1 protein-coding gene is annotated in these 818 nt (G+C 69.6%); it reads left to right on the top strand.

Features of this window, described 5'->3' with window-relative positions:
* On the top strand, positions 1-818 hold an 818-nt coding region (locus A9X01_RS26035; RefSeq protein ID WP_436405308.1), incomplete at both ends, for a DUF222 domain-containing protein.

Raw genomic sequence — 818 nt, 5'->3', positions numbered from 1 at the left:
GAGGATATCGATGCGGTGTTCGATGCTCTCGATGACGATGTGGACCGGGCTTGCGCGTTGTCGTTCGATGCCTTGACCACCCCCGAGCGATTGCGCAAGTTGGAACGCCTCGAAACGCTGGCGCGTCGGCTCCAAACGCCCAGCCACCAATTGATCAATCAGGTGGCCGCGCAATCGGATCCGGCCGAGTTGGGTGGCAAGTTGTCCTGGGCGTTGGCCGATCGGCTGCACATCACCCGGGCCGAGGCCGCACGGCGCATCGCCGAGGCGGCCGACCTGGGTCCGCGACGGGCGCTGACCGGGGAGCCCTTGGCGCCGGTGCTGCCCGCGACCGCGGCGGCCCAGCGCGACGGGGCGATCGGGGCCGATCATGTGGCGATGATTCGGCGGTTTTTCCACCAATTGCCCGAGTCCGTCGACCTCGAGACCTGTGTGCACGCCGAAAAACACCTGGCGGGCAAGGCCGCCGAGTTCCGGCCCGACCAGTTCGCCAAGCTGGCCCGGCGCCTGATGGATTGTCTGCATCCCGACGGCACCTACACCGACGGCGACCGGGCGCGCGTGCGCGGGCTGGTGCTCGGCAATCAGCAGGCCGACGGGATGTCGCGCCTGAGCGGGTGGCTGACACCGGAAGCCAGAGCCGGCTGGGAGGCGGTGCTGGCCAAGCTGGCCGCCCCCGGCATGTGCAACCCCGACGACGACACACCCGTCGTGGACGGCGCCCCCTCAGAAGAAGCGATTCACCGCGACACCCGCAGCGCCGGGCAGCGCAACCACGACGGCCTCAACGCCGCCCTACGCGCCATCCTCGCCAGCGG

This window comes from Mycobacterium asiaticum (assembly GCF_001668675.1).
GTDB classification, from domain to species: Bacteria; Actinomycetota; Actinomycetes; order Mycobacteriales; family Mycobacteriaceae; genus Mycobacterium; species Mycobacterium asiaticum_D.
Note: the sequence above shows the minus strand (reverse complement) of the source record. Positions and strands in the feature narration are given on the sequence as shown.